This is a genomic window from Caballeronia sp. ATUFL_M2_KS44 (genome assembly GCF_023630965.1).
GTDB lineage: Bacteria > Pseudomonadota > Gammaproteobacteria > Burkholderiales > Burkholderiaceae > Caballeronia > Caballeronia concitans.
Genome location: NZ_JALQEA010000006.1, coordinates 741452 through 766630 on the forward strand (window position 1 = coordinate 741452; position 25179 = coordinate 766630).

At 65.6% G+C, this 25179-nt stretch carries 25 protein-coding genes and 1 tRNA gene; 9 read left to right on the plus strand and 17 right to left on the minus strand.

Features of this window, described 5'->3' with window-relative positions; all coding sequences use genetic code 11:
• Positions 1 to 38: 38 nt before the first annotated feature.
• The 5 genes from xdhB to hemN form a co-directional block, all read right to left on the minus strand.
• Positions 39 to 2405: a xanthine dehydrogenase molybdopterin binding subunit gene (gene xdhB, locus NCR39_RS03535; protein WP_250450739.1), complete on the minus strand. Its 2367-nt coding sequence runs from the start codon at positions 2403 to 2405 to the stop codon at positions 39 to 41.
• Positions 2402 to 3928, minus strand: coding sequence for a xanthine dehydrogenase small subunit (xdhA, locus tag NCR39_RS03540; RefSeq protein ID WP_250450740.1), 1527 nt, complete (start codon positions 3926 to 3928; stop codon positions 2402 to 2404). Before xdhA ends, xdhB begins: the two co-directional genes overlap by 4 nt.
• A gap of 250 nt (positions 3929 to 4178) precedes the next feature.
• Positions 4179 to 4697 carry a disulfide bond formation protein B gene (locus NCR39_RS03545; RefSeq protein WP_250451453.1) on the minus strand — a complete coding sequence of 173 codons (519 nt, stop codon included), beginning with the start codon at positions 4695 to 4697 and terminating at the stop codon, positions 4179 to 4181.
• Positions 4698 to 4824: 127 nt separating this feature from the next.
• Positions 4825 to 6204 (minus strand): amidase, encoded by a 1380-nt coding sequence (locus NCR39_RS03550; RefSeq protein ID WP_250451454.1) that lies wholly within the window; start codon positions 6202 to 6204, stop codon positions 4825 to 4827.
• A 221-nt stretch (positions 6205 to 6425) separates the two neighbouring features.
• A complete protein-coding gene (gene hemN, locus NCR39_RS03555; RefSeq protein ID WP_250450741.1) occupies positions 6426 to 7808 on the minus strand; it encodes an oxygen-independent coproporphyrinogen III oxidase in 1383 nt (460 codons plus the stop codon).
• Positions 7809 to 7928: 120 nt separating this feature from the next.
• On the opposite strand from hemN, the gene NCR39_RS03560 reads away from it, so the two are divergent.
• The 3 genes from NCR39_RS03560 to NCR39_RS03570 are packed head-to-tail and all read left to right on the plus strand — an operon-like array spanning position 7929 to position 9732.
• Positions 7929 to 8201 (plus strand): YkgJ family cysteine cluster protein, encoded by a 273-nt coding sequence (locus tag NCR39_RS03560; protein WP_350029650.1) that lies wholly within the window; start codon positions 7929 to 7931, stop codon positions 8199 to 8201.
• 49 nt (positions 8202 to 8250) lie between these two features.
• A complete protein-coding gene (locus tag NCR39_RS03565; RefSeq protein WP_040051855.1) occupies positions 8251 to 8838 on the plus strand; it encodes a DUF1439 domain-containing protein in 588 nt (195 codons plus the stop codon).
• A gap of 60 nt (positions 8839 to 8898) precedes the next feature.
• Positions 8899 to 9732, plus strand: coding sequence for an undecaprenyl-diphosphate phosphatase (locus NCR39_RS03570; protein ID WP_250450745.1), 834 nt, complete (start codon positions 8899 to 8901; stop codon positions 9730 to 9732).
• Between the two features lie 81 nt (positions 9733 to 9813).
• Here NCR39_RS03570 and trmB read toward each other — a convergent pair whose 3' ends face one another.
• From trmB to NCR39_RS03585, 3 genes are all read right to left on the minus strand, one after another.
• On the minus strand, positions 9814 to 10548 hold the full coding sequence (gene trmB, locus NCR39_RS03575; protein WP_250450747.1) for a tRNA (guanosine(46)-N7)-methyltransferase TrmB: 735 nt from the start codon (positions 10546 to 10548) through the stop codon (positions 9814 to 9816).
• Positions 10549 to 10654: 106 nt separating this feature from the next.
• A tRNA-Gly gene (locus NCR39_RS03580) sits at positions 10655 to 10729 on the minus strand.
• Between the two features lie 59 nt (positions 10730 to 10788).
• Positions 10789 to 11349: a YggT family protein gene (locus NCR39_RS03585; protein ID WP_250450749.1), complete on the minus strand. Its 561-nt coding sequence runs from the start codon at positions 11347 to 11349 to the stop codon at positions 10789 to 10791.
• 741 nt (positions 11350 to 12090) lie between these two features.
• Between NCR39_RS03585 and NCR39_RS03590 the strand changes: the two genes are divergently transcribed.
• From NCR39_RS03590 to NCR39_RS03600, 3 genes are all read left to right on the plus strand, one after another.
• Positions 12091 to 12252, plus strand: coding sequence for a hypothetical protein (locus NCR39_RS03590; RefSeq protein WP_250450752.1), 162 nt, complete (start codon positions 12091 to 12093; stop codon positions 12250 to 12252).
• 331 nt (positions 12253 to 12583) lie between these two features.
• Positions 12584 to 12895 (plus strand): hypothetical protein, encoded by a 312-nt coding sequence (locus NCR39_RS03595; RefSeq protein WP_284507112.1) that lies wholly within the window; start codon positions 12584 to 12586, stop codon positions 12893 to 12895.
• 132 nt (positions 12896 to 13027) lie between these two features.
• Positions 13028 to 13993 carry a threo-3-hydroxy-L-aspartate ammonia-lyase gene (locus tag NCR39_RS03600; RefSeq protein WP_250450756.1) on the plus strand — a complete coding sequence of 322 codons (966 nt, stop codon included), beginning with the start codon at positions 13028 to 13030 and terminating at the stop codon, positions 13991 to 13993.
• A gap of 12 nt (positions 13994 to 14005) precedes the next feature.
• On the opposite strand, the gene NCR39_RS03605 is transcribed toward NCR39_RS03600, so the two are convergent.
• The 3 genes from NCR39_RS03605 to NCR39_RS03615 are packed head-to-tail and all read right to left on the minus strand — an operon-like array spanning position 14006 to position 17273.
• Complete coding sequence (locus NCR39_RS03605) at positions 14006 to 14674, minus strand: LysE family translocator (protein ID WP_250451455.1); 669 nt, start codon at positions 14672 to 14674, stop codon at positions 14006 to 14008.
• On the minus strand, positions 14674 to 15669 hold the full coding sequence (locus NCR39_RS03610; RefSeq protein ID WP_250450757.1) for an asparaginase: 996 nt from the start codon (positions 15667 to 15669) through the stop codon (positions 14674 to 14676). Before NCR39_RS03610 ends, NCR39_RS03605 begins: the two co-directional genes overlap by 1 nt.
• Positions 15666 to 17273, minus strand: a complete 1608-nt coding sequence (locus NCR39_RS03615; protein ID WP_250450758.1) for a UbiD family decarboxylase — start codon at positions 17271 to 17273, stop codon at positions 15666 to 15668. Before NCR39_RS03615 ends, NCR39_RS03610 begins: the two co-directional genes overlap by 4 nt.
• 589 nt (positions 17274 to 17862) lie before the next feature.
• On the opposite strand from NCR39_RS03615, the gene NCR39_RS03620 reads away from it, so the two are divergent.
• Entirely contained in the window at positions 17863 to 19017 is a 1155-nt protein-coding gene (locus NCR39_RS03620) for a lytic transglycosylase domain-containing protein (RefSeq protein ID WP_250450759.1), read from the plus strand.
• A 66-nt stretch (positions 19018 to 19083) separates the two neighbouring features.
• Here NCR39_RS03620 and NCR39_RS03625 read toward each other — a convergent pair whose 3' ends face one another.
• The 4 genes from NCR39_RS03625 to ribBA are packed head-to-tail and all read right to left on the minus strand — an operon-like array spanning position 19084 to position 22451.
• Positions 19084 to 20277, minus strand: coding sequence for a pyridoxal phosphate-dependent aminotransferase (locus tag NCR39_RS03625; RefSeq protein WP_250450760.1), 1194 nt, complete (start codon positions 20275 to 20277; stop codon positions 19084 to 19086).
• Complete coding sequence (gene nusB / locus NCR39_RS03630; protein WP_040051864.1) at positions 20274 to 20702, minus strand: transcription antitermination factor NusB; 429 nt, start codon at positions 20700 to 20702, stop codon at positions 20274 to 20276. The genes NCR39_RS03625 and nusB overlap by 4 nt, the downstream gene beginning before the upstream one ends.
• On the minus strand, positions 20699 to 21217 hold the full coding sequence (ribH, locus tag NCR39_RS03635) for a 6,7-dimethyl-8-ribityllumazine synthase (RefSeq protein WP_250450761.1): 519 nt from the start codon (positions 21215 to 21217) through the stop codon (positions 20699 to 20701). Before ribH ends, nusB begins: the two co-directional genes overlap by 4 nt.
• Before the next feature lie 58 nt (positions 21218 to 21275).
• Positions 21276 to 22451, minus strand: coding sequence for a bifunctional 3,4-dihydroxy-2-butanone-4-phosphate synthase/GTP cyclohydrolase II (gene ribBA, locus NCR39_RS03640; RefSeq protein ID WP_250450762.1), 1176 nt, complete (start codon positions 22449 to 22451; stop codon positions 21276 to 21278).
• Between the two features lie 215 nt (positions 22452 to 22666).
• On the opposite strand from ribBA, the gene NCR39_RS03645 reads away from it, so the two are divergent.
• A complete protein-coding gene (locus NCR39_RS03645) occupies positions 22667 to 22990 on the plus strand; it encodes a type II toxin-antitoxin system Phd/YefM family antitoxin (protein ID WP_250450763.1) in 324 nt (107 codons plus the stop codon).
• Positions 22980 to 23384 carry a hypothetical protein gene (locus NCR39_RS03650; RefSeq protein WP_250450764.1) on the plus strand — a complete coding sequence of 135 codons (405 nt, stop codon included), beginning with the start codon at positions 22980 to 22982 and terminating at the stop codon, positions 23382 to 23384. Before NCR39_RS03645 ends, NCR39_RS03650 begins: the two co-directional genes overlap by 11 nt.
• A 33-nt stretch (positions 23385 to 23417) precedes the next feature.
• Here NCR39_RS03650 and NCR39_RS03655 read toward each other — a convergent pair whose 3' ends face one another.
• Positions 23418 to 24032: a riboflavin synthase gene (locus tag NCR39_RS03655; RefSeq protein ID WP_250450766.1), complete on the minus strand. Its 615-nt coding sequence runs from the start codon at positions 24030 to 24032 to the stop codon at positions 23418 to 23420.
• 21 nt (positions 24033 to 24053) lie between these two features.
• On the minus strand, positions 24054 to 25175 hold the full coding sequence (gene ribD / locus NCR39_RS03660; RefSeq protein ID WP_250450768.1) for a bifunctional diaminohydroxyphosphoribosylaminopyrimidine deaminase/5-amino-6-(5-phosphoribosylamino)uracil reductase RibD: 1122 nt from the start codon (positions 25173 to 25175) through the stop codon (positions 24054 to 24056).
• Positions 25176 to 25179: the final 4 nt, after the last annotated feature.

A 25179-nucleotide genomic window follows, 5' to 3' on the forward strand; every position in this document is an offset into this window, starting at 1 on the left:
GGCTCCGGAAAAAGATCGTGTTTGCGTCGTCGCAGGCGCTAGTTTACCGGCAGGGCTTCATTCGCCCCGACGGTGAGCGCGTCGAGCGCGTCGAGAATCGCTTCGGGCGTCGCGGGAGCGCGCAGTTTCGGCGCGTCGGGCGCATCGGGCGCGGTCGCCGCGATCGCACGCCGGATCGCCAGCAGCACCGAGAACGCGAGCAACAGCGGCGGCTCGCCGACCGCCTTCGAGCGGAAGATCGTCGGCTCGGCGTTGCCGTTTTCGTACAGCGCGACGTTGAACGCGGCGGGCGTGTCGTTGACGGCGGGAATCTTGTACGTGGACGGCGCGTGCGTCATGAGCCGCCCGTCGCGGTTCCACCAGAGTTCCTCGGTCGTGAGCCATCCCATGCCCTGGATGAAGCCGCCTTCCACTTGCCCGATGTCGATGGCCGGATTGATCGAGCGTCCCGCGTCGTGCAGAAGATCGGCGCGCAGGAGCTTCCATTCGCCGGTGAGCGTATCGACGACGACTTCCGACACCGCCGCGCCGTACGCGAAGTAATAGAACGGATGGCCGGTCAGCGTCTTCGCGTCCCAGTGAACTTTCGGCGTCGCGTAGAAGCCGTCCGACCACAACTGCACGCGCGCGAGATACGCGGCCGCGACGAGCTGATCGAACGGCATCTGCCCGCCGTTCGACGCCACGACGCCGCGGGAAAAGCGCACGTCCGCCGCCGCGCCGCCGAGCTGCTTCGCGGCGAGATCGGCGAGACGCGCGCGGATGGCGAGCGCGGCGTCTTCGGCCGCTTTGCCGTTGAGGTCGCTTCCGGTCGATGCCGCCGTCGCCGACGTATTCGCGACTTTCGACGTATCCGTTGCCGTCACCCGCACGCGCGCGAGGCCGATGCCGAACACGCTCGCCACGACCTGCGCGACCTTCGTGTTGAGTCCCTGGCCCATCTCCGTGCCGCCGTGATTGACGAGCACCGAGCCGTCCTTGTAGACGTGCACGAGCGCGCCCGCCTGGTTCAGGAACGGCACGTTGAACGAGATGCCGAACTTGACCGGCGTGAACGCGATGCCGCGCTTGAGCACCGCGCTCTTCGCATTGAACGCGGCGATGTCGGCGCGGCGCGCGGTGTAATCGCTCGATGCGATGAGCGCGTCGGAGAGCGGCGCGATCACGTTGTCCGCGACCGGCTGGCCGTACGGCGTGACGTCGCGCTCGCCGATGCCGTAGAAATTCGCACGCCGCACGTCGAGCGGATCGCGTTTCAGCCGATGCGCGATTTCATCGAGCATCACTTCCATCACGAGCGCGCCTTGCGGGCCGCCGAAGCCGCGAAACGCCGTGTTCGACTGCGTGTTCGTCTTGCAGCAGAACGCGCGGATATCGACATCGCTCAGGAAATACGCGTTGTCGAAGTGGCAGACCGCGCGCGTCGCGACCGCGCCGGACAGATCCGCCGAATAGCCCGCCCGCAGCGCGATGTCGACGCGCGCGCCTTCGATGCGGCCGTCGTCGTCGAAGCCCACTTCGTATTCGTAGACCGCGTCGTGGCGCTTGCCGGTGATCATGAAGTCGTCGTCGCGATCGGCGCGCAGCTTCACCGGGCGCTTCAACAGATGCGCCGCCAGCGACGCGACGCACGCGAACAGCGCCGATTGCGATTCCTTCCCGCCGAAGCCGCCGCCCATGCGCCGGCATTCGCACACCACCGCGTGCGACGGCCAGTCGAGCATATGCGCGACGACTTGCTGCATTTCGCTCGGATGCTGCGTCGAGCTGTAGACGAGGATGCCGTCCGATTCCTTCGGCACGGCGTACGCGACTTGTCCTTCGAGATAGAACTGCTCCTGGCCGCCGACTTCGAATTCCCCGCTAATGCGATGCTTCGCGCCCGCGATGCGCGCATCCGGATCGCCGCGTTTCAGATGCAGCGGCGGCAGCACGAACTGCTTGCGCGCTTTCGCTTCGCGCGGCGTCAGCACGGCTTCGAGCGGCTCGTAACGCACGACGTCCTCGCTGCGTGCGAGCGCGGCGGCGCGGCGCGCCTGATCGTGCGTCTCGGCGATGACCGCGAACACCGGCTGGCCGAGGTACTGGACTTCGTCGGCGGCGAGAATCGGATCGTCGTGCAGGACGGGGCCGCAGTTGTTCTCGCCGGGGATGTCGGTGGCGCTCAGCACGGCGATCACGCCCGGCGCGGCGCGCACGGCGTCGAGATCGAGCGAAACGATGCGCGCGTGCGCGTGCCTCGACAGCCCGAGCGCCGCGTGAAGCGTGCCGCGCAATTCGGCGATGTCGTCGGTGTAGATCGCCTCGCCGCTCACGTGCAGCGCCGCCGATTCGTGCGGCAGCGGGGCGCCCGCTGCGTCGCGCGCGGCGGCATCGAGTTCGACCGGTTCGCTGGCCTTGTTCATGGCTGCTCCTCGGAGACGGATGCGTGCGCGCCGAAGGCGAACGCGTTCACTTCGGCGAGCGCGAGCGGCGCGTCGGCACGCGTCTCCAGATAGAAACGCAACAGCACGTTGCGCGCCACCTTCGCGCGATACGCGCTCGATGCGCGCATGTCGGTGAGCGGCTGGAAATCGCTGTCGAGCGCGGCCATCGCGGCGCGCACGCTGGCTTCGGTCCAGTCGCGACCGGTGAGCGCGGCTTCCGCATTCGACGCGCGCTTCGGCGTCGCCGCCATGCCGCCGAACGCGATGCGCGCGTCCGTCACGCGATGCGCGCCGTCGAGCCTGATCGCGAACGCCGCGCAGACGGCGGAAATGTCCTGGTCGTAGCGCTTCGACACCTTGTAGGTGCGAAACCGCAAGCCGGCGTCCGGGCGCGGCACGCGGATCGCCGCGACGAATTCGCCCGCCGCGAGCGCGGTCTTTTGATACGCGAGATAGAACGCATCGAGCGGCACGGTGCGCGTCTTGTCGCCGTGTTGCAGCACGAGTTCGGCGTTCAGCGCGATGAGCGCGGGCATGGAATCGCCGATCGGCGAGCCGTTCGCCACGTTGCCGCCGATGGTGCCCGCATTGCGGATCGGCCGCGATGCAAAGCGCGTCCACAATTCCGCGAGTTCCGGGTAATCGGCGGTGAGCGCGGCGTAAGCATCTTCGAGCGATGCCGCCGCGCCGATCGTCAGATGCTGCGCGTCGCGCTCGATGCGCTTCAGTTCATCCACATTGCCGATGAACAGAATGTCGCCGAGATCGCGGAACTGCTTCGTGACCCACAGGCCGATGTCGGTGCTGCCCGCAAGCAGCCGCGCGTTCGGATTCGCTGCGCGCAGGCGGGCGAATTCGGCGCGCGTGACGGGCGCGCGATAGACGCTCGCGTCGCTGGCGTCGGTGCCATCGGCAGCGCGGTATTCGAAGGTCTGCGTGCGGCGCAATCGCGCGAGCGACGCCTCGATCGCCGCGCGGTCGAACGACGGCTGCGGGTAGTCGAACATGCGCTCGGCGGCATCGACGATCGGCCGGTAGCCGGTGCATCGGCACAGATTGCCGGAAATGGCGGTGGCGATTTCGTCGCGCGAAGGCGGGCCGGCATCGTTCGGATGCGCGTGATACAGCGCCCACAGCGACATCACGAAGCCCGGCGTGCAGAAGCCGCATTGCGAGCCGTGGCAATCGACGAGCGCCTGCTGCACCGGATGCAGCGCGCCGTCCGCGCCGCGCAGGTCTTCGACGGTGAAGAGGGCGCGGGAATCGAGCGTCGGCAGGAACTGAATGCACGCGTTGACGGCCTTGAGCGCGAGCTTGCCTGCTTCGTCGAGTTCGCCGACGACGACCGTGCACGCGCCGCAATCGCCCTCGGCGCAGCCTTCCTTCGTGCCGGTGCAAAGCTCGGTTTCACGCAGATGCTGGAGCACCGTGCGCGTGGCGGGCGCGTCGTCGATTTCGCGGACGGCGCCGCGCCAGAGAAAGCGGATGGTTTGCGTTGTCATGAGCGAGCAGGGACATTGCGGACCAGGCGCGCGTTACGCGGTTCGTCGCTTGTATCGCCAATAAGCGGCAAGCGGACTGCGCGCACGTAGATCGCCATCCAGCCTCGACCATAGCACCGCAATATCCCAAAAATATTTTCGGGACGGTATCAAGATTATGCGGAAGCGCTGATGCGGGGAAGCGAAAAGCGAAGGAGCGATTAAGCGACGCGCGCGGGCGGCAAACTGCGCGCCCGCGCGGAAGGAAGAATCAGCGGACGGCGGCGCGCAACCGGCGCTTCGAGAAAAGGCTCGCGAGCACGAGCACGAAGATGATGCCGAACGCAACGAGCGACCACTGCGGCAGCGAGAGGCCGAGTATCGGCGGATACGGCGTTTCGCAAAGACCGGCCACCTTGAACACCTGCGGCAACCAGCGCGCGGGCGGCAGGCTGTCGACGACGGGCTGCAGCGTATCGAAGCCGCAACTGAAGCCGGGACGCGCCTGCACGTAGACGTGCCGCACGGCCGTCGCGATGCCGCCGAGCGCGGAGAGCGCCACGAGCGTTTCGAGCACCGCAATGCCGCGCCAGCCGTTCAGCCCCGCGCCGAGAAACGCGAACAAGGCGATGAGCACGAAGAAATAGCGCTGGATGATGCAGAGCGGGCACGGATCTTCGTGCTGAAAGAACTGCAAATAGAGCGCGCCGCCGACGAGCGCCAGGCACACGAAGCCGAGCAGCGTGAGCAGCCGGCGTTCGCGTCGCAGGATGCGGTCGTCCTCGTGCATCGTGAAGTGATGGAGATGGTTGTTCATTATTTCGCAACGATTCGGGAAGAAGTGCGCCAGTTGGCGAGGATCGCGCGGGAATTCTAGCGCGATCCCCCGATGGCTCGATCGGGACGCGATGCCGCTTTCAGCGCGTCGTTTCCAGGACGGCTTCGACGGCGCGTCCGATGGACAGCAGCGTGTCGTCGCTGTTCGGCGCGCCCGCGAGCATCAGGCCGACGGGCGCCCCGCCGCGCGGATGGCACGGCAGCGACAGCGCGCAGGCATCGAGAAAATTGAAGGCGGTCGGATTGCGCAGAATCAGCGCGTTGGTGCGGTTGAACAGTTCGTCGTCGCCTTCCAGTTCCGCGATGCGCGGCGGCAGCACCGGCACCGTCGGGCAGAGAATGGCGTCGAAGCGCTGCCAGAGCGTCGTGCGCGCGGCTTCGATCATCGCAGCGCGCGCGTCGCACAGCTCGATGTAATCCGCCGCGCTCGCCGTTTCCGCGCGCATCAGACGCGCGAGCACGCGCGGGTCGTACTCCGCCGCGTGCTCCGCAATCAGCTTGCGATGCCACGCGTACGCTTCCATCGACACGAGGCCGAAGCGGTTCAATTCGGGCAGGCGGTCGAGCGGAGCGAAACGCACGTCGTCGACGAGCGCGCCCGCCGCCGACAGATGATTGACCGCCGCCTGAACCGCCTGCGCGACGGACGCTTCCACGCCGTCGGTCACGTAGTTCGTGAGTACGCCGAGGCGCACGCCGTCGAGCGGGCGCGTGGCGGGCACATCCGGCTCGCGCCCCGCCAGAATGCGATCCACCAGCGCGCAGCACGCGACCGATACGCCGATCGGCCCGAACGAATCGAGCGTTTTCGACAGCGGCACGCCGCCTTGCTTCGGGATGCGGCTCGCGGTCGGCTTGAAGCCGGCGAGACCGCACATCGCGGCGGGAATGCGGATGGAGCCGCCGGTATCGGTGCCGAGCGCGACGGCCGTCATGCCATCGGCCACCGACGCCGCCGCGCCCGCCGACGATCCGCCCGCGATGCGCGCGTCGCCCGGCACGTCGGCGTGATACGGCGAGCGCGGCGTGCCGTAGTGCGGATTCAGCCCGAGTCCGGAGAACGCGAACTCGCTCATGTTCGTGCGCCCGACGATGACCGCGCCCGCCCGCCGCAGCCGCGCGACCGTGATGGCGTCGGCTTTCGCGGGTGCTTCGTTTGCGAGCACGCGCGATCCGGCGCGCGTCACCTGGCCTTCGATATCGAAAAGGTCCTTCACGGAAACCGGAATGCCCGCGAGCGGCGACAGCACGATGCCCGCGCGGCGCAGCGCGTCGTGGGCGTCGGCGGCGGCGCGGGCGTGCTCGGGATCGACGTGCGTGAAGACGGTCGCGCCCTGGCCGTCCGGATCGGCAATGCGTTCGAGCGCTTTTTCGACGAGCGCGCGGCTGGTGGTGCGGCCGCATTTCAGGTCGGCGGCGAGGAGGGCGAGCGGGGCGAACTGCGGCGAAGTGGTCGGCATGGCGTCGGGCAGTGGCTTGCCGGCGGCAGGCTTCACTTCACGCATGCCGGACGGCGATCCGATGCGCCGCTTCGGGCGGGCGCATCGACGGTGTAAGGGCGGGCGCGGTCATCCGCCAGGGAAGACCGGGCGCCGAAGGTGGCTGTCATTCTAAGCCAGCGAAGTAAGAAATACTCGAAGAACGGCGCGTGCGCGGCGGAGTATTTCTGATGCGGATGCTTTCAGATGGTGCGCGAAAAGCGCTTGAGGCTCGCCTGTCCCAGATAGCGGTCGAATACCGATGCCACGTTGCGCACCAGCATGCGCCCGGCGGGAAGGACGCGGATCGCGTGGCCGGAAACGTCGATGAGACCGTCGTCGGCCATCGGCGCGAGGCGGGCGAGTTCATCGGCGAACGTGTCGGCGAACGCGATGCCGTGCGCGCGTTCCACGTCCGCGAAGTTGAGCGTGCCGCCGCACATGAGCCGCATGATGACGTCGCGGCGCAAGAGGTCGTCGGCGTTGAGACGCACGCCGCGTTGGATGGCGAACTGGCCGGCGTCGATGGCAGCGGCGTAATCGGCGAGATCGCGGGCGTTTTGCGCGTAGACGTTGCCGACCTTGCCGATCGACGATGCCCCGATGCCGATCAGATCGCAGTCCGCGTGCGTGCTGTAGCCCTGGAAGTTGCGCTGGAGCGTGCCGGCTTCGTACGCGCGCGCGAGTTCGTCGCCGGGCAGCGCGAAATGATCCATGCCGATATAGACGTAGCCCGCGTCGCTCATGCGCTCGATCACGCGCCGCAAAATGGCGAGCCGCACGGCGGACGACGGCAGCGCGCTTTCGTCGATCTGACGCTGCATCTTGAACAACGACGGCATGTGCGCGTAGCCGAACACGGAAACGCGGTCCGGCGCGAGCGCGATGATCGCGTCGAGCGTGCGCGTGAAGCGCTCGACGCTCTGATGCGGCAGGCCGTAGATCAGATCGACGCTCACCGACTTGAAGCCGTGATCGCGCGCGGCGCGCATGACGTCCTCGGTCATCGCGCGCGGCTGGATGCGGTTGACGGCTCGCTGCACGCGTTCGTCGAAATCCTGCACGCCGAGGCTCAGCCGGTTGAACCCGAGTTGGCGCAGCAACGCGATGGTTTCCGGCGACGCCTCGCGCGGATCGACTTCGATCGAATATTCGGCGCGCTCGTCGGCGACGAGATTGAAGTGCCCGGCGGTCGCGGCCATGAGTTCGACCATCTCGCCGTGCGAAAGGAAGGTTGGCGTGCCGCCGCCCCAGTGAAGCTGCGTGACGGGCCGCGCCGTGTCGAAGGAGGCGGCTTGCAGCGCCAGTTCGCGCTTCATGCGGTCGAGATACGGGCGGGCGTGCGCGCGATTCTTCGTCGCGACCTTGTTGCAGCCGCAGTAGAAGCAGACCGTGTCGCAGAAAGGAATGTGAAAGTACAGCGACAGATCCGCCGATGCGCCGCCGCGTGCGGCCGCTTCGAAGTAATGCGCGGGATCGAACGATTCCGTGAACTGGACGGCGGTGGGATACGACGTGTAGCGCGGGCCGTGTGCGTCGTAGCGGGCGAGCAGGTCCGGGCGGAAGAGGGTGTCGACGAGATTCATGGGCTGGCCTTTGCGATCCGTCAAGTTTAGCCAGAGCGGGCTAACGCGCCTTGCGTGATAACGTCGCAGCCGCGCGGGCGTGGGACAATGCCGGTTTCGTCGGCTTTATCTCGTATCGCCATGTCTTCCTCTTCCCATGCCTGCCGCGAAGGATGCGGCGCGTGCTGCATCGCGCCGTCGATCACGAGCGCGATTCCCGGCATGCCGCACGGCAAGCGCGCGGGCGAACCTTGCGTTCAGCTCGACGCCGACCTGCGCTGCAGGATCTTCGGCGACCCGCGACGGCCGGCTTGCTGCGGCGGTCTGCAGCCATCGGCCGAGATGTGCGGCGACACGCGCGAATACGCGATCGCCTGGCTGACGCAGCTCGAGGCCGAGACGCAACCGCAGTGACGTTCGCCTGTCCAAGCACCGTTCCAATATCGAATCGAGGAAACCCCGCATGACACACCCCGTCGCGCCGCGCCGGCGCCGGTTGATGCTGGCAGGGCTCGCCGCCTTGCCGGCGTTCGCGTTCGCATCGGCGGCGCGGGCCGCATCCATCTTTCCGTTTATTCCGGATCACTACACATTTTCGCAAAAGCAGGTGCAGGAAGCCGTCGCGCGCAAGTTTCCGCTGGAGCGCACGGCGCGGCAGATCTTCGATGTCGTGTTGAGCAATCCTGTCGTCGGCATGGCGGCGGATCGCAATCGCGTGACCGTGAAAGTCGATGCGCGGCTCGCCACGCCTTTCATGCCGAATCCGGTGAACGGCGCGTTCACGCTCTCGACGCAACTCGCCTACGACGCCCCGAGCCGCTCGGTCGTTTTGGTGTCGCCGACTGTTGACGATTCGCAGTTGACCGGTGACGCCGCGCAGTACAACCAACAAATCGCGGCGGCCGGCGCGATGCTCGCCGCCCAGCTCCTCGACCGCTATCCGATCTACACCTTCAAGCCCGAAGAATTGCAGTTTGCCGGCGTTTCTTACGAACCCGGTACAATCACAGTCCTTTCAAACGGCATACGCGTTCAGATCGTCGAGAAGTAAGTCGAAATCTTCGCGCGCAGTGCTCCGCCAACAGCGAAAACAGCAAACAAGGGCTGACGGATGGACTGGATTTTGATAGTGAAGGCGCTCGTTCTGGGCGTCGTCGAAGGCTTGACCGAGTTTTTGCCGGTTTCCAGCACGGGGCATCTGATCGTCGCGGGGAGTTTGCTCAATTTCACCGACGCGCAGGCGAAAACGTTCGACGTCGTCATCCAGTTCGGCGCGATTCTCGCGATCTGCTGGGAATATCGCGCGAAGATCGGCTCGGTGGTCGGCGGTTTGTCCAGCCGTCCGGACGCGCGGCGCTTCGCGGCCAACGTGATCATCGCGACGATTCCGGCCATCGTGCTCGGGCTGCTGCTCGAAAAGAAGATCAAGGCGGTGCTGTTTTCGCCGGTGCCGGTGTCGGTGGCGCTGATCGTGGGCGGCATCGTCATTTTGTGGGCGGAGGCGCGCCAGCGTGACCGCGCCGAGCCGCCGCGCGTGCATTCCGTCGACGATCTCACTTACGCCGATGCCTTCAAGGTCGGTCTCGCGCAATGTTTCGCGCTGATTCCGGGCACGTCGCGCTCGGGTGCGACGATCATCGGCGGGATGCTGTTCGGTCTCGACCGGCGCGCGGCCACCGAATTTTCGTTTTTCCTCGCGATCCCGATCATCTTCGGCGCGACGCTCTACGAAATGGCGAAGTACTGGCGCGCGCTGTCCGTCAACGATCTCGGGCTGTTCGCGATCGGCCTCGTGGCCGCGTTCGTGAGCGCGTTCGTCTGCGTGCGATGGCTGTTGCGCTACGTCGCGTCGCACGACTTCACGGCGTTCGCGTGGTATCGCATCGGCTTCGGGCTGCTGATTCTGATCGTCGGCTACAGCGGCGGGCTGAGCTGGGCGGATTGAGCTTTCTTCCTGCTCGCGCATGTGAAAACGCCACGGCTTGCCGTGGCGTTTTGCTTTCTGCTTTCCGCTTACGGCGTGGTGTTACTTGCGCCGGAACAGCAAATCCCACACGCCGTGTCCGAGCCGCAAGCCACGGCGTTCGAACTTCGTCACCGGGCGATACTCCGGGCGCGGCGCATAGCCGTCGGCGGTATTTTCGAGTTCGGCGTCCGCCGACAGCACTTCGAGCATCTGCTCGGCGTAGTTCTGCCAGTCCGTCGCGAGATGCAGATAGCCGCCCGGCTTCACGCGCGACACGAGCAGCGACACGAATTTCGGCTGAATCAGCCTGCGCTTGTGATGCCGCGCCTTGTGCCACGGATCGGGGAAATAGATGTGCACGCCGTCGAGGCTCGCGGGCGCGATCATGTGTTCGAGCACTTCCACGGCGTCGTGCTGGAGGATGCGGATGTTGCCGAGCTGCTGCTCGCCGATCAGCTTCAGCAGCGCGCCGACGCCCGGCTCATGCACTTCGACGCCGATGAAGTCATCGCCCGGGCGCGCGGCGGCGATTTCCGCGGTCGTCGCGCCCATGCCGAAGCCGATTTCCAGCACCCGCGGCGCGTTCCTGCCGAAGACGGCGCTCCAGTCGGCGAGTTCGGGCGAGTAGGGCACGATGAAGCGCGGACCGAGCTCGTCGATCGCGCGCTGCTGCCCCGGCGACACGCGGCCCGCGCGCGTGACGAAGCTGCGGATGCGGCGATGATGCAGCGTCGATGCTTCGCTGTCTGCGGGTTGCTCGGCGTCGTTGGCGTCGTCCTGGGGATCGTGATTCATGGCGAGATCGGAATGCGGATGCAAGAAGCGCTGCGCGGGATGGATAAAGCGCGCGCGGAAACTAAAAAGCCGCCTCGAAGATTGAAGGCGGCTTTCGCTGTGATGCTGGAGCGGGCGATGGGAATCGAACCCACGTCAGTAGCTTGGGAAGCTACGGTAATAGCCATTATACGACGCCCGCGTGAGTCGGCTATTGTAAGCGCAAGACGCGCCGCCGCGCAATTGCGGGCGGCGCCGCGCTCAGATGCCGAAGAGCGTCATGGAGACGGCGACGCGCGTGACCACCATCAGCAGCACCTGCACGATCACGAAAAGCAGGATCGGCGACAGGTCGATACCGCCGAGACGCGGCAGGATGCGCCGCAACGGATCGAGAAACGGCGCGGTGATCTGAAAGAGCAGCGGCATCGCGGGCGACTGCGGGTTGAGCCACGAGAGCAGCGCCATCAGGATCGTCATCCAGATGATGAGGTTCAGCGCCCACTTGACGACGGTCAGCACCGCGACCAGCAGAAGCATGGGCATCATGTAGGTCGGATCGACGCCGGCCAGCACGACCATCAGCGTGACATACACCGCCGCCGCGATGAACGCCGCGACGATGCTCGCCCAGTCGATCTTGCCGCCCGGCAGGATTTTTCGCAGCGGCAGCACGATCCAGTTCGTCGCCTGCATCACGGCGTTCGATACCGGGTTGTACGGCGGCATGCGCACGACCTGCATCCAGGCGCGCAGCAGAAGCGCCGCGCCGAAAAGGGTGAAAACGGTGTTGAGCAGAAAACGGGCGATATCGCCGAACATCTCGGGTCCTCTTGGAAACGTGCGCGGCGGTCAGCTGCGCCGGGGGTCGGAAAGCGACAACGAAAGCGAAAGCGATGGGGCGATGCGGCTCGTCAGCAGGCGGCGCCGGGCCGATGAGCGGCGGCATCGTCGTGAAAGAAAGCGCGCGGGTCGGGCGAGTCGTACGGACTGAGCTTGGTCATTGTTCGTTCTCTGGGCTGGATTTCACGCCGAAGTGCCCGCCGGAATACACCGTTGGCATCGGAAATGCCCGGGCATCGCGCGTCTCTTTTTTCCAACGATGGCGTCTTGCAATCCCCGCCCACCGCCAATGCCGGTGGGGCGCCGGACGTCACCTTAACATGGCTTGCGTATCGCTTGGGCGCGTTGGCGAACAAGCGTCAGCGATTGTGCCACGAGCAAAATGAAAGCGTACTGCAAGCACGCGGATCGGGCGCTCGCAGCGTTGGAAAACCCTGATGTTGTCAAAGCGATACTGTCCCGAGAAAGAGAAAAATGCCACGATACGATGACAGCATGCAAAAGAGATCAGCGAAGCCGGAAAATGAGCTGGATTTTCGGCATGGTTAGTGCTGAATGTGGCTTGGCACACGTCGAATGCAGTATTGGGTTTCCTTGCGAACATTAGTGGACGAACAGGGCGCGGAATACTTAACAAAAGACGGACTTCAACGGAATGGCATCGCGTGTCACTGCATGCGTGCGTTTCTCAAAGGTTTAATCGCTACGTTCGGAGGTCGCATGAGCATTTTCTCTTATCGAAAGCATCTGCGGTTCTTGAGCCAGGCTCAGCGGCGCCGCTGGTGGGATCAGAAGAAGCGGTTGACGCCGCGCGTCGTGATCGGGGCGGCGTATGTGCCGCCGAACGTTTCGCGCGAATTCGCTTATGTGAAAGTCGGCTGATATCAGCGGCTTTCAAGTTCGCGTAAAGCATTAAGTGCCCCGCTGGATGAACCGTCCAGCGGGGCTTTTCATTTCATTTGTAATCAGAAGTTACCTGCTTTGGCGCGTGTTTAATTCAGTTCCGCGACATGCATCCTCTTGAGGCGCGCCGGCCGGACGCGCGCTTCAATGCAGCGCATTTCCCTTAGCCGAAGCCGCCGATAAAGCTTGCAATTTGCAACACATGACTTCTGCGTCCCACCGCGATTTTCGCTAAATTCACCCTATGACGTTGCGCGCCGGACGCAGGCGATACGCAGCGAGGAGAACGAAAGTGAAAAAACTCAGTGGTATGGTGGTCGTCGGCGCACTCGCGCTGAGCGCCGCAGGGGCGGCGCAGGCAGGTGGCGTATCGATCGGTGTCGGCATCGGGGTGCCGGCGTATCCCGTTTATCAGGCGCCGCCCGCGCCGGTCTACGTCGCGCCCGCCGCGCCGGTGTATGTCGCGCCGCCGCCGCCCGTCGTTTATGGGCCAGCGCCTGCGGTCGTCGTCGGCGGATACAACTATGGTTACTATGGTCGGCCTTACGGTCGCCCGTATTGGCATCACCATGGTTATTACCGTGGCGGCTATGGTGGATATGGCGGCGGCTGGCACCGGTAACCGCTTGAACTCGATTCGATAAACGCAAGCCCCGTTCGGGCTTGCGTTTTTTTATGCGCGACGCGACGAACCTATTCCGATTCGCGCCCGAACTGCGGAGAATGGTGGCTTCTTCACACCACGTTTCCTCCGATGCCCTCACTTCCCGCTCCGACTTTCGATGACGTCGCCGATGCCGCCCAGCGCATCGACGGTTTCGCGCATCGCACGCCCGTCCTCACGTCCCGCACGGCGGACGAAATCGCGGGCGCGTCGCTGTTTTTCAAATGCGAGAACTTCCAGCGCATGGGCGCGTTCAAGTTCCGCGGCGCGTATAACGCCATTTCGCATTTCAACGACGATCAGCGCGCCGCCGGCGTCATTACATATTCGTCGGGGAATCACGCGCAGGCCATCGCGCTGTCGGCGAAACTGGCCGGCATCCGCGCGACCATCGTCATGCCCGAAGACGCGCCCGCCGCGAAGATGGAAGCGACGCGCGGCTACGGCGGCGAAGTCATCACGTACGACCGGTACACGCAGAATCGCGAGGAGATTGGCCGCGCGCTCGCAGAAGAGCGCGGCATGACGCTGATTCCGCCGTACGACCATCCGCACGTGATCGCGGGGCAGGGGACGGCTGCGAAGGAACTGATCGAGGAAACCGGCCCGCTCGATTATCTCTTCGTGTGTCTGGGCGGCGGCGGGCTGATCGCGGGCTGCGCGCTCGCGGCGGCGGCGCTTTCGCCGTCGTGCAAGGTGATCGGCGTGGAGCCGGAAGCGGGCAACGACGCGCAGCAGTCGCTCGCGCGCGGCGAGATCGTGCATATCGAGGTGCCGCGCACCATCGCCGATGGCGCGGCGTCCACGCACGTCGGCGAATACAACTTCCCGATCATCCAGAAGCATGTGGATCGCATCGTCACCGTGAGCGATGCGCAACTCATCGACACGCTGCGCTTCTTCGCGCAACGCATGAAGATGGTCGTCGAGCCGACCGGCTGTCTCGCGGCCGCCGCCGTGCTTCAGAAGGTGGTGCCGGTGGAAGGCAAGCGCGTCGGCGTGATCGTGAGCGGCGGCAACGTCGATCTGCCGCGGCTCGCGCAGTTCATCGCCTGACGAGAGCGGTCGTCACGACGCCGCGTGCACGATGAGATCGCGGTAACCGTCGACGATCACGCTGTACGAGAAATACGCGAACAGCACGGCGGAGAGCACATGGCACGCGCGCAACAGGCGCGTGCCGGCGCGCTTGCGGCCGTGGCTCGCGAGCGTGCAGATGAAGAGGGTCCAGCCGAGTCCGCCGCAGAAAAAGCCGAGCAGAAAGACGGATGCGCTCACCGGGCTCGTCGCGCCGGCCTTCGCGATGAGCGCGCCGCCGACCGCCGCGAACCACAGGATCGCGCTCGGCGACGACACCGCGAGCAGGCATCCGCGCAAAAAGCTCTTGAGATGACTCTGACGCGGCATGTGCGGATTCGCTTCGCCCGCGACGGGCGGCGCGGTGGCGGGCTTGAGCGCCTCGCGCGCCATCTTCCAGGTGAGCACGAGCAGCACGATGCCGCCGCCGATCCACACGACCCATCGCACGGCGGAAAACTGCAGCAGCGCCGACATGCCCGCGAGCGCGAGCGCCGCATAGAACAGATCGCCGAAGCACGTGCCGAGGCCGAGCACGAGGCCCGGCTTGAAGCCGTGCGAGAGCGCGAGCGAGATGATCGCCACATTCGCGATGCCGATATCCAGACACAACGACAGCGACAGGAAGAACCCGTCGGACATCAACGACCACGAATGCATCATCGACGTCCGTTCAGCGTGAGGGTGACGTCCAGGCGTCCGGTCTCGACGCCCATGGTGTTGCGCATCGCCGGATAACGGAAGTCGTCGAACGCCGCGCGCTGCTGCGCCGTGCCGATGCCGAGCAGCGCCAGCACGTGCGCGACGATCGCGTGCATGACGACGAGATTGCCGTCCTCCACCTTCACCGCGATGCCGAGCGCGCCTTCGTCGCGCTTCACGCCGATCGCATAGCTCGCATCCGCGCCCGTCTTGCCGACGACCGCGCCGCCGAACGCGCGCATGAGGCGCTCGCAGAAGCGGCCTTCGCCGGACACGAGTTCCGGATACGTCGTCATCGCGCGATGGATGCGCGCGAGCGGCGATCCTTCCTGCGCCGCCGCGATCTTCATGTACAAGCGCGCGAGCCGGTCGAGCGGGAACGCGGGCGTCGGCAGATTGCATCCGTCGATGGCCCAATGCACGTCGTCGTACGGCAGATCGACGGCACGCGCCACCGTGCGCTTCACGTGCGCCTGGAGCGCATGGCCGGGCAGGTGATAACCGTCGATGGGCGCGTCCATCGCGCGCGCGGCGGCGAGCATGCCGGCGTGCTTGCCCGAGCAGTTGCTGCACGCGGGCGTCGGCGTGAAATCGCGCCTGATCCAGTCTTTATAGACGGCGTCGGAAATCGGCGGATGGCCGCCGCAGCGCAGATCGGCTTCGCTCGCGTCGGACTTGGCGAGCATCGCGCGGGCGCGTTCGATATGCCGCGCTTCGCTGCTATGCGATCCGCACATCAGCGCGAGGTCGGCGTCGTCGAAACCGAAGCGTTCCAGCGCGCCCGTTTCCATGATCGCGAGCGCCTGCGCCGGCTTCACGGCAGAACGCGGCAGCGTCACCCGATGCGGATCGCCGAACGAATGCAGCAAGTCACCGTCCGCATCGACCACGGCGACGTGCGCGCGATGCGTATTCTCGATGGCGCTCCCACGATAAAGCGTTGCCGCGATCATGCTTGCTTCCCCGCATCGTCGAGACCGATTTCCGTCCACAGCGCATCGACGCGCCGCTTGACCGCCGCATCCATCACGATCGGGCGGCCCCATTCGCGGCTGGTTTCGCCGGGCCACTTGTTGGTCGCGTCGAGGCCCATTTTCGAGCCGAGCCCCGCCACCGGCGATGCGAAATCGAGATAGTCGATCGGCGTGTTGTCGACCATCACCGTATCGCGTGTGGGATCGACGCGCGTGGTGATCGCCCAGATGACTTCCTTCCAGTCGCGCACGTTGACGTCTTCATCCACGACGACGATGAACTTCGTATACATGAACTGCCGCAGGAAGCTCCAGACGCCGAGCATCACGCGCTTCGCATGGCCGGCGTAGCTCTTGCGCATTTGCACGATCGCCATGCGGTAGCTGCAGCCTTCGGGCGGCAAATAAAAATCGGTGATCTCGGGAAACTGCTTCTGCAGAAGCGGCACGAAAACTTCGTTCAGCGCGACGCCGAGCACCGCCGGCTCGTCGGGCGGCTTGCCGGTGTAGGTGGAATGGAAGAGCGCGTCGCGGCGCATCGTGATCCTCTCGACGGTGAAGACCGGAAACCATTCCTGTTCGTTGTAGTAGCCGGTGTGATCGCCGTACGGGCCTTCGAGCGCGTGTTCGTAACGTGCGGCCGCGCCCGCCGATGGTCGCGGCGGCGCGCCTTTCGGTGCCGGCGGCAGCGCGCCTTCCTGCGGATAGATGAAGCCTTCGAGCACGATTTCAGCGCGCGCCGGCACTTGCAGATCGACGCCCGGCGTCAGGCACTTCGCAAGCTCGGTGCGCGAGCCGCGCAAGAGTCCGGCGAACTGATATTCGGAGAGCGTATCGGGGACGGGCGTGACCGCGCCGAGTATCGTCGCGGGATCGGCGCCGAGCACGACCGCGACCGGATACGGCTTGCCGGGATTGGCGAGCGCGAACTCGCGGAAATCCAGCGCGCCGCCGCGATGCGCGAGCCATCGCATGATGAGCTTGTTGCGTCCGATCAACTGTTGACGATAGATGCCGAGATTCTGGCGCGGCTTGTTCGGTCCGCGCGTGACGGTGAGGCCCCAGGTCAGGAGCGGTCCGGCGTCGCCGGGCCAGCAGGTCTGGATCGGCAGACGCGCGAGATCGACGTCATTGCCTTCCCACACGATCTCCTGGCAAGGCGGCGCGCTCACCGATTTCGGCGCCATGTCCCATACGGCTTTCGCGAGCGAGAGCAGCTTGCCGGCGTCCTTCAGGCCGCGCGGCGGCTCGGGCTCTTTCAGCGCGGACAGCAGCCGGCCGACATCGCGCAGCGAACTTAGCGCGGCGGTGTCGCTGCCGAGGCTCGCGTCGGCGCTGGCCGGCGTCTGCGTTTCGATGCCCATGCCGAGCGCCACGCGGCGCGTCGTGCCGAACAGGTTGGCCAAGACGGGCATCGTATGACCGGTGGGCGCCTCGAAGAGCAGCGCCGGGCCGCCTGAGCGCAGGACGCGATCCGAGAGTTCGGTGATTTCGAGAACAGGGGAAACAGGCTGCCGGACGCGGCGCAGTTCACCGAGCGCTTCGAGGCGGGCGGTGAAGTCGCGCAGATCTTTATATTTCATCGATGGTCGGAGGATGACTCGAGGCCGCTCACGGATTGAAGCGAAAGGAGCGGGACGGCTGCGCGCTTGGCGATTGTCGATTTTACCTGCGTGCGCGTCCGTGCGCTGGGAGACGTTCGGCGATTTCCCGTGGAAACTGCGCCGCGGATGTGCGTTGGCGCTCCTAAACGGTGTTCATCATAACTGTAAGTAATTGAAACACAAAGCTATAGCATTGACGGATCATTAAACCCTGCTAGAATCGCTTCGCATCAGTTGCAGGTTTTGAAATTTTTCACCTCTGCCTCAGGTTTTCTTCAGACGCTGTGCGTCGCCTGCGCCGTACCTGCCCGGCGATTCATGGCTGTTGGTTGTCACTGCCGGCGTTTCTCACGCCGGTTTTCGCGTGGAAAGCCATCTGCGCACGTAGGGCACGCAGTTCGTGCCGCGCATCCCGGCGTGGTTTGCCGGACCGGTTTTCCAGACGGCGCATGCCGTTTCCCCGATGCCGCTTACGCCTTGCCAAGAGCGAGCGGTGTCTGATTTACGCTTCGATTTCCTGGTTTAGCCGGTAATCATCAGCGTAAATCATGCAACATTGGGAGCATCGATGAACGCTTGGTTAACGTGGCGTCCCGACACGCGTGCCGCGCAGGTTCTGCGCGCCGCGCTGCGTCGTGGCAGCCGTATGAGTCACTATCTGTTTAGTCTGGTCGGCTGCGCGGCCGTCGTCACGGCGCTCGCGCTTTGGCTGTTGCCTTCCTGGCGCACCACCTTCGCCGCACGAATCATGCCTTTCGTGTCCGCGGCGGTGCAGGCCGGTCCCGCGCGTCTTCTCGCCGGCCAGCCGATTCCGCCGTTCTCGGCGGTGCATCGCCAGCCGGGCGATGCCGGTACGTCCGTCGCCCTCGCGGCGAACACGGGCGCGCCCGTCGCACCGACGCCGCTCGTGCCGTCGCTCGGCGCGGCCGCCAGCGACGACGAAAGCACGCGCCAGTTGACCGGCGGCATCAGCCTCGCCGTGTCGCCTAACGGCCTCGATCCGCGTTCGATGCCCTCCGTCGCCATGCTGGCGAACGCGATCCCCACGCAGCGCGTTGTCGCCGATGCGCGCGACGACCGCATCCTCGTTTCGACGCGCGAGCAGAAGCTCGTCGCCAATTTCATCGCGCGGCGGTATCGCGTGGCCGAAGAGCCGGTGACGGAACTCGTGCGCGCCGCGTTCGATACGGGCCGCGAAGTCGGTCTCGATCCGCTGCTGCTGCTGTCGGTCATGGCGATCGAATCGGGCTTCAATCCGTACGCCGAAAGCGGCGTGGGCGCGCAGGGCCTGATGCAGGTCATGTCGAAGGTGCATTCGGACAAGTTCCAGTACTTCGGCGGCTCGCACGCGGCGCTCGATCCGCTCGCGAACATCAAGGTCGGCGCGCTGGTGCTGAAGGACTGCATCGCGCGCGGCGGCTCGGTGGCGGGCGGTCTGCGCTATTACGTCGGCTCGACGACGCAGGACGACGGCGGCTACGGCGCGAAAGTGCTGGCCGAGCGTTCGCGTCTGCGCGATATCGCGCGCGGCCGCAACGTGCCGATCAACGCGCCTCAGGCGCCGGTTCAGGCTGCGCCGAAGCAGGTGCTGGCGTCGGCATCGACGAACGATGCAGCCAAGCGCGTCCACGTGACGATCGACACGCCGAAGAAAGCCGATGCGCAAGACGATGGCGACACCGGCGAATCGAAGCACGTGGCGTCGGCGGAATACGGCGCTTGATGCTTGTCTGACGTTTTGCGGAACAAAAAAGGGCGCCTCGACGGCGCCCTTTTTCTCAACGTGCGGTCAGCGCCGGAAAAGATCGCCGAGCCGCCCGACCGCTTCTTCCAGCTTGGCATACGCCGTCGCATACGAGAGCCGTATGTAGCGCTCCGGCGCGTGCACGCCGAAATCCGCGCCCGGCACGAGCACGACGCCCGCATCGCGCAGCATCGAACGCGTGAGCGCTTCGCTGTCGCCGGCGGCCGGATGATGAACGCCCGCAGTGTCCGCGTAGACATAGAACGCGCCGTCCGGCACGACCGGCACGCCGAATCCGAGCGAGCGCAGCGCCGGCACGATGTAGTCGCGCCGCCGCTTGAATTCGAGCCGCCGCGCTTCGTAAATCGCGATGGTTTCCGGCTCGAAGCACGCGAGCGCCGCATGCTGCGCCAGCGCCGACGCGCAAATGAACAGGTTCTGCGACAGCTTTTCGAGCGCGCCGACCATCGCATGCGGCACGACCAGCCAGCCGAGCCGCCAGCCCGTCATGCTGAAGTACTTCGAGAAGCTGTTGACGGTGACGACGTCATCGCCGAACGAGAGCGCCGACACCGGTTTCGCGTCGTAGCTCAGGCCCTGATAGATCTCGTCGACGATCGTGAAGCCGCCGCGCTCGCGCACCGACTCGACGATCCGCGCGAGTTCGCCCGGTTCGATGGACGTGCCCGTCGGGTTCGACGGCGACGCCAGCAGCACGCCGCGCGTCTTGTCGCTCCAATGTTCCGCGACCTGATCGGCCGTCAACTGGAAGCGTTCCGCCGGGCCGCTCGCGATCAGTACCGGCTTGCCGTCCGCCGCCGACACGAAATGCCGGTTGCACGGATAGCACGGATCGGGCATCAACACTTCGTCGCCGTGATCGACGAGCGCCATGCACGCGAGCAGCAGCGCCGCCGACGCGCCCGCCGTCACCACGATGCGCGCCGGATCGATGGTCAGGCCAAATACATCGCGATAATGCGCGGCGATCGCCTCGCGCAACGCCGTCACGCCGAGCGCGTTGGTGTACTGCGTGACGCCGCGGTGCAGCGCATTCGCGGCGGCGCGCGTGACGGGCTCGGGCGCCGTGAAGTCCGGCTCGCCGATGCCCATGTGGATGATGTCGCGCCCGGCGCGTTCCAGCGCCTGCGCGTCCTTCATCAGCTCCATCACATAGAACGGCTCGATCGCGTCGACGCGCGACGCAAGCCGCATCAACGGCTCGGAAACGGTGCTCATCTGCGTGCCTGCGCTTCGGTCGGGCGCATCGCGACGGCGAGCTTGTCCAGCACGCCGTTCACGTACTTGTAGCCGTCCGAGCCGCCGAAGGTCTTCGTCAGTTCGACCGCCTCGTTGATGACCACGCGATACGGAATGTCGATGTGATGCTTGAACTCGAACGCGGCGACGAGCAGCACCGCGCGCTCCACCGGCGACAACTGTTCGATCGGCCGGTCGAGGCAGGGCTGCAGTTGCGCGGACAGCGCGTCGGATTCCTTGATCACGCCGTGCAGGATGGCGTCGAGATGGGCGCGGTCCGCCTTGTCGAAGCCTTGCGCGTTGCGCAACTGCGCGTCGATCTCGCCGCCGGGCGCGCCCGACAGCAGCCATTGGTAAAGCCCTTGCGTCGCGAGTTCACGCGAGCGGCGTCGAGCGCTCTTCATGCGCGGTCCTCGTCTTCGTCTTCGTCTTCATCTTCGTCGTCTTCGTCGCCGCCGAGCTGCTCCAGCGCGACCGACAGATTCGCCATCTCGACCGCCACGCGCGCCGCGTCGCGGCCCTTTTCCGTCATGCGGGCGACGGCTTGCTCGTCGTCTTCGGTCGTGAGCACGGCGTTCGCCACCGGAATGCCGAAGTCGAGCGCGATGCGCGAAATGCCCGAGCCGCTTTCGTTCGATACGAGTTCGAAGTGATACGTCTCGCCGCGCACGACCGCGCCGAGCGCGATCAGGGCGTCGAACTGGCCGGATTCGGCGAGCTTTTGCAGCGCGAGCGGAATTTCGAGCGCGCCCGGCACGGTGACGAGCAGCACGTCCTGGCCGATCACGCCGAGGCGTTCGAGTTCTTCGATGCACGCATCGGCGAGGCCGTTGCACACCGGTTCGTTGAAGCGCGACTGGACGATGCCGATGCGCAGGCCGTCGCCGTCGAGATTCGGCTGATATTGTCCGATTTCCATGTAGTGGTCCGTTGGTTTGGAATAGGGTAGGCGCCTAAGTGTTCGCTGAAGGCGGCGCTCAGGCCGAACGCAGATGCGGGACGGTCGAGTCCGGCGCGCCGGCCGCGCTTGCCGCCGTGGCGGGCGAGCCGGGCATCGGAACGAAGCCGGTCACTTCGAGCCCGTATCCCGACATGCTGCCGAGCTTGCGCGGCGTGGCGAGCACCTGCATCTTGCCGACGCCCAGATCGCGCAGGATCTGTGCGCCGATGCCGTAAGTCTTGAAGTCGATCGGACGGCGCGCCGGTTTGGCCGACGTGTCGTTCGGATCGAGCGCGCGGAAAGCGTCCACGAGATGATCTTTCGTGTCGCCGCAATTGAGCATGACGACCGCGCCGAGATCGCGGGCGGCGATTTCGCGCAAGGCGGCGTCGATGGTCCAGGAGTGCGTGGACGCGTCGATGTCGAGCAGGTCGAGCACCGACAGCGGCTCGTGCACGCGCACGGGCGTTTCCGTGTCCGGCGACGGCGTGCCGCGCACCAGCGCGATATGCGGCGAGCCGCTCGGTTCGTCGCGATACAGCACCGCGCGGAACGGGCCGTGAGCGGTATGCATGGTGCGCTCGCTGACCTTTTCGATGATCGATTCCGTGCGGCTGCGGTAATGAATCAGATCCGCGATGGTGCCGATCTTGATGCCGTGCTGCGCGCCGAATTCGATGAGATCGGGCAGGCGCGCCATTTCTCCGTCGTCGCGGATGATTTCGCAGATGACCGCCGCCGGCGACAGTCCGGCGAGCGCGGTCAGATCGCAACCGGCTTCCGTGTGGCCGGCGCGCACGAGCACGCCGCCAGGCTGCGCCATGATGGGAAATATGTGACCCGGCTGCACGATGTGCTCGGCGCGCGCATCGGGCGCACACGCCGCGGCGATGGTCCGCGCGCGGTCGGCCGCCGAGATGCCGGTGGTCACGCCTTCGGCCGCTTCGATGCTGACCGTGAACGCGGTGCCGTATTGCGTGCCGTTGCGCTGCGTCATCAGCGGCAGGTTCAGGAGCTTGCAGCGTTCCTGCGTGAGCGTGAGGCAGATGAGGCCGCGGCCGTAGCGCGCCATGAAGTTGATGGCTTCGGGCGTGATGAAATCGGCGGCCACGACCAGGTCGCCTTCGTTCTCGCGGTCTTCTTCGTCGACGAGGATCACCATGCGGCCGGCTTGCAACTCGGCGATGATTTCAGGGGTGGAGGCGATCGACATGGTGCGTCCCGATGGGTGCGTTTGGGAAAGGGCGTATTTTACGCCACGGCCGATGGACAGGCGGTGAAATCGCGGAGGGGCGGGTCGGGGATTCGGCTTATGGCTTTTGGGGGAGTGGTGGGGCGGGGGTGGGGATGCAAGAATGAATTCTTCCGAACATTTGGGAACCTAAATTCTGTACCATGTTATGTACGATAAACATTCTGGAGCCAGTCATGGCTTTCACCCCAAAAGACATCGTGTCCTTGTCGCAGGCGCGTGCCAATCTCTCGGAACTCATCGATGAAGTGCGGGAGGGTGTCGACAAGATCATCACCAAGAACGGCGAGAGCAGCGTTGCGCTGATCAGCACGGAGAAGCTCGAGCATTACTATCGTGCGGAGCGGGCGCGCATTCATATGCAATTGCTTGAAGATGCCCGCGCCGGCCTCGCAGACGTGAAAGCCGGCCGCACGACCGACGCTCGGGAGGCGCTGGCGCGGATCAGGGCGCGCTTGCGGGCCAAGCGGGAAGAAGGAGGTCCGTCGGATGACGAGTGATGAACGTACGCGGATTGTCGTCGAATTCACCGACGTCTTCGAGGCGCGACTCGCCGATATGGAAAGGTACTGGACACGGGCGGGGCACCCGCACAGCTATGACCGGCTGCTCGATTCGCTCGATGCGAAGGTGATTCCGCTTCTGGAACGGTTCCCGGCCATTGGCCGCGTGTTTCTCAACACGACGCCGGATACCTACGATGCGCTGCTGATGTGCGAAAAACTGATCGAAGAAACGGAAGGCGCGCAACAGCCGGCCGAGCTTCGCGAGCACATATTCGACGACTACGTGTTGCTGTATTGGCTGTCGGGCGCGGCGGTCAAGCTGCTGTCGATCCGTCGAAGCAAAGAACTCTCCTTCGACTTCGACCAGATCTGGGGCCCGGAGCGCTGACGATGGCCGTTATTCAGCACCCCGCGCGATGAATCACGCCCCGCTCATCATCCGCTCGACATACCGCGCGATCAGATCGATCTCCAGATTGACCTTCGCGCCGGCGTGCAGCGCCTTGAGCGTCGTGACTTCCACGGTATGCGGAATCAGGTTGATGGAGAACTCGCAGCCGTCGGCCTGATCGCTGACCGAGTTGACCGTGAGGCTTACGCCGTTCACCGTCACCGATCCCTTGTAGGCCAGATATTTGCCGATGTCCTTCGGTGCAACGACGCGCAGTTCGTGCGACTCGCCGACGCGCTCGAACCGCGACACCACGCCGAGTCCATCGACGTGGCCGGACACGAGATGCCCGCCCAGCCGGTCATGCGCACGCAACGCTTTTTCCAGATTGACTTCCGCGCTAGCCTGCCCGAGTCCGACGGTCTTGTTCAGGCTTTCGCGCGACACGTCGACATCGAACGAACCGGGCGACTTCTCGACCACCGTCATGCACGCGCCCTGAATGGCGATGCTGTCGCCAAGCTCGACATCCGCGAGATCGAGCCCGCCTGCCGCGACGGTCAGACGCACGCCCGCTTCCGGCTCCGAGCCGAGCGGCGTGACTTTTTCGATGCGGCCCACCGCCGCGACGATTCCTGTGAACATGAAATGCCTTCCTCGGTTCTATTAACGCGTTTCGCTGGCGCCGTGCGTCCCGGCGAACCGCGCGAGTATGCGCAGATCGTCGCCGAGCCGGTCGATGCGATGAAATTTCAGATGCGGCCGCGCGTCGAGCGTGGCGGGCGGCGCGAAGTCGAACATGCCCGGCGCGTTGCCAAGCAAACTCGGCGCGAGATAGATCAGCAGCTCGTCGACGCAGCCTTCGCGCAACAGCGAGCCGTTCAGCTTGTGCCCCGCTTCGACGTGCAACTCGTTGATGCCGCGATCGGCGAGCGCGGTGAGCATCGCGGGTAGATCGACCTTGCCGTGCTCGTTCGACAGTTCCACGAGTTCCGCGCCTTTGTCGCGCAAGACGTCGGCGCGGGCGGGGTCCGCATCGGCGGAATGGAAAATCCACGGCGGCGCGCCATCGAGAATGCGCGCATCGAGCGGCACCTCGAGCCGGCTATCGATCAGCACGCGCTGCGGCTGGCGCGGCGTGTCGACCGCGCGCACGGTGAGCTGCGGATCGTCCTCGCGCACCGTGCCGATGCCCGTCAGGATCGCGCAGGCGCGCGCACGCCAGGCGTGGCCGTCGGCGCGTGCGTCTTCGCCCGTGATCCACTGGCTTTCGCCCGATGGCAGGCCGGTGCGCCCGTCGAGCGTCGCCGCGACCTTCATGCGCACCCACGGACGCCGCCGCGTCATGCGCGAGACGAAGCCGATATTCATCTCGTGCGCTTCGTTCGCGAGCAGCCCGCAGCGCACGTCGATGCCCGCGTCGCGCAGCATCGCGAGGCCGCGTCCGGAGACGGTCGGGTTCGGATCTTCCATCGCCGCGATCACTTTCTCGACACGCGCGTCGATGAGCGCATGCGCGCACGGCGGCGTGCGTCCGAAGTGGCTGCACGGTTCGAGCGTCACGTAGGCGGTCGCGCCGCGCGGATCTTTGCCGCGCGAGCGGGCGTCCTTCAGCGCGCGCACTTCGGCGTGATCCTGGCCGGCCGGCTGCGTGAAGCCCATGCCGATCACTTCGCCGTTCTTGACGAGCACGCAGCCGACGCGCGGATTCGGCGTCGTCGTGTACATGCCGCGCGACGCGAGCGCGAGCGCGCGCTCCATGTAGGTGAAGTCGGATTGCGAGAACATCGTG